This window comes from Aquisalimonas sp. (assembly GCF_007120195.1).
Lineage (GTDB): Bacteria > Pseudomonadota > Gammaproteobacteria > Nitrococcales > Aquisalimonadaceae > Aquisalimonas.
The window spans coordinates 1-3,180 of sequence record NZ_SKOG01000255.1 but is presented as its reverse complement, the minus strand read 5'-3'; the positions used below and the strand labels follow the sequence as shown (position 1 = coordinate 3,180).

General features: G+C 72.0%; 3 protein-coding genes. All 3 read right to left on the bottom strand.

The annotated features are described in order from the left end of the window. Positions 1-937, bottom strand: a 937-nt coding sequence (locus QZT63_RS17810) for an Hpt domain-containing protein (RefSeq protein WP_290653087.1), incomplete at its 3' end; no start/stop codon positions are given. After that, positions 934-1,314: a response regulator gene (locus tag QZT63_RS17805; protein WP_290653085.1), complete on the bottom strand. Its 381-nt coding sequence runs from the start codon at positions 1,312-1,314 to the stop codon at positions 934-936. The genes QZT63_RS17805 and QZT63_RS17810, both read right to left, overlap by 4 nt. Further along, a partial coding sequence (locus tag QZT63_RS17800) for a response regulator (protein ID WP_290653083.1) occupies positions 1,314-3,180 on the bottom strand: 1,867 nt, incomplete at its 5' end. The genes QZT63_RS17805 and QZT63_RS17800, both read right to left, overlap by 1 nt.

Sequence of the window (3,180 nt, the reverse complement as noted above, 5' to 3'; positions counted from 1 at the left end):
GCGCGGCGAGCAGCGCCGAGCGCTCCCCGGTCGCCGGGTTGCCGACCACGGCGAGCTCCGGCGCGCTCCCCCCTTCGATCACCCGCAGGGCCTCGTCGGCGCCGGCGACGCCGGCTGCCTCGACGGACCGCGCCCGCAGAGCCTCGGCGACTGCTCCCCGCAGCGTCGCGTCGGCGTCCACGAGCAGGACCGTCGTCTTGGTGCCGGCGTCCGGCGACTGCACGGTGGGCTCCGCGGCGTGTTGCGTCAAGACCCGCCGGAGCTCGGAGACGTGCAGCGCCGCGATGCGGACGTCCTCCCCGCCGGGTTGGTCCACGGCCAACAGGCGCTCGAGCAAACGGGCATGGTAGGTCGCGATGGTGAACCCGAATGTGCCGACGCTGCCGGCGATTTTGTGGGCTTCGCGTTGGGCCTGCTCGCGGCGCTCCCGTGGGAGCACCCCGGCGGCGAGCGCGCTCACCGCCTCGTCCAACAGGGCGATGCGTTCGGCGATGCTGGGCCGGGCCCGTTGCCAGAGCGCGGCGACTCCGGCGGCGAGCTGCTCCTCGGACTTGGTCCTCGGGCAGACGCCGGGCAGCTCGACGCCCACCAGGCGGGCGGCCGCGATCGCGAGCTCCTCGCGGTCCAGCGGCCGGAACAGGACACGGTTGACAGCGAGGTCCCGGACCAGTGGCTTGACGAGCTCCGGAGCGTCGATGGGGTCGAGGCAGTAGACGACGGGCAGCACAGGAGATAGCCCGCGCGCGGCACGTACGAGCGGCTCGCCGCCGTGACTGCCAAGGTCGTGGTCAACCACCAGCAGTGCCCAGTCGCCCTGCACGAGCAGCTCGCGCGCCTCCCGCGCGCCGGCTGTGCCCACCGCCTGCAGGCCAGGCAGCCGGCGGTTCAACCACTCGACGAGCTCGAGCGGCAGGCCGGCGCATAGGGCGTGGTTCATCGGTCCCATCCCAGCAGGTTCGCGACCTGCCTGGCCAGGGCCATCGGCTCGAAGGGCTTGCCGATGACCCCATCCACACCCAGGCCCTCGAAATGCGCCCGATCCGCGGGCTGCAGCTTGGCGGTGAGCAGGACCACGGGAACCTGCGCCGTGGCGGCGTGGCGGCGCAGCCGCCGGAAGGTCTCGGCGCCGTCGAGGCCCGGCAGCATCAAATCGAGCAGGATGGCGTCGGGCGGATCCGCGCCGGCCGCCGCAATGGCCTCCTCCCCGGAGGCCGCCACGGTCACGCGCCAGCCCGCCATGGCCTCAAGGCTCATCTGCGCGATCTCGCGTAGATGAGCCTCGTCGTCCACCACCAGCACGCGTTTAGCGGACATCAGCGCGCCCCCTCTTGATGAATCATACGTTCCAGGATACCGATCACGTGGCGCTCGAAGGCCTCGGGCGTCACCCGCCCCTTGGTGAAGAACGAGGTCTCGCCCAGACGCAAGCGTGCCCGGTCCTGGTCGTCGAGGTCGCTCGCCGAGTAGACGACCAGCGGTGCGCGCCGGAGCCACGGACGCTGCTGGAGCGCTTCGACGACCCGGTAGCCGTCCACCTCGGGGAGGGCAAGGTCGAGGATGATGAGATCGGGTGGGACTTGCTCGGCGCGTGCCAGGGCTTGTGCGCCGGTGCCCGCAATGATCGTCTCGAGGCCGTGACGGGCGAAGCTGCCGGCGAGGATCTCCGCGAGCCCGGCGTCGTCCTCCACCAGCAGCAGGCGCGGAGGACGCCCTTGCGTTGCCACCGCCCGGCGCAGCGCCGCGAGCAGAATGTCTTCATCGAGGGGCTTGTCCAGCCATGCGCACACACCGCCCGCCGGCTCGGGCTCTTCCCCGCGGGTGACCACGGAGAGGATGATAATCGGGATGGCGGCGGTCTCCGGTCGCTCCCGGAGCTGCGCGGCGACCTCCCAGCCGTCCGCGCCGGGCATGACGAGATCGAGTACCACTGCCTCGGGCGCGTGCTCGGCGATCAGCGCCAGCGCCGCGTTGCCCGACAGCGCTGGCAGCACCCGGTAGCCGTGGGCGGTGAGCAGCTCCCCAGTGATCTCAAGCACCCCGGGGTCGTCGTCGCAAACCACCACCAGCGGGCCGCCCGTGGCGGTCGACGGCGAGGTTCGGGGGTAGGCCTGCGGCAGCTCGAACGTGAACACACTCCCCGCACCGGGTGCGTTCTCGGCCCAGATGCGGCCGCCGTGCTGCTCGACGATGGTGCGGCAGATCGCCAGGCCGAGGCCGGTGCCGCCCTTGGCGCGCATATCCGAGGCGTCCACCTGCTCGAAGCGCCCGAAGACCGTCTCGAGCTTGTCCGGCGGGATGCCACGGCCCTCGTCGCGGACCTCGAAGCGAATCTGCGCGTCTCGGCTTGCCACGCGGATCTCCACCGCCGGCCCGGTGTCGGAGAACTTGATGGCGTTACCCAGGAGGTTGGTCAGTGTCTGCAGGATGCGGTCGGCGTCGGCCCACACGACCGCCGGCTCAGCCCGTACGCGCAGCTCCACCCCCGCCGCGTCGGCGACGGGGCGCAGATCTTCGACCGCGCGCTCGGCGAGCTCGGCTGCCGGGCAGGCCGTCGGCCGCAACTCGGCGCGGCCGGACTCGAAGCGCTCCAGATCGAGGATGTCGTTGATGAGCCGCACCAGCCGCCCGGAGTTCGAGCGGGCAATGTCCACCAGGCGGCAGGCCTTCCCGGGCAGCTCGCCCGCCACGCCGCCGGCCATCAGGCCGAGCGCGCCATGAATGGCGGTGAGCGGCGTGCGCAGCTCGTGGCTGACCGCGGCGGTGAACTGGCTCTTGAGCTTCGCCTGCTGGCGCTCGTGCTCGTGCACCGACGCTGCCAGGGCGTAGAGGCGCCAGATGACGAGCAGGAACACCACCGCGGTCAGCATGGCAATGAGCGCCACGTCCTGGAGCTCGCCGCGCTGCGACTGCACCAGCAGGATGACGATCGGCACCAGCGCGGCGCCGGTCAAAGACAGCAACCGCCCCGACCCCAGCGTCGGTTTGGCGGCGGCGGCGGGCTCCGTCATGCGCGCCATGCCCGGGTGCAGCACCGCGGCGCCGGCGCAGGCGTAGAGCAGGAGCCAGCCCGCGAACAGCGGGTGGCCATAGGCAAAGGTGCCCGCCAGCGTGGTGGCCCCAAAGCCGATGTCCGCGCCGAGCTGGCCGAGCAGCGCGACGCCCAGTAGCCCGTAACCGGGC

Bases quoted from the DNA above. Each gene is read 5' to 3' on its own strand.
- QZT63_RS17805 (WP_290653085.1), bottom strand. From the start codon at position 1,314: ATGTCCGCTAAACGCGTGCTGGTGGTGGACGACGAGGCTCATCTACGC.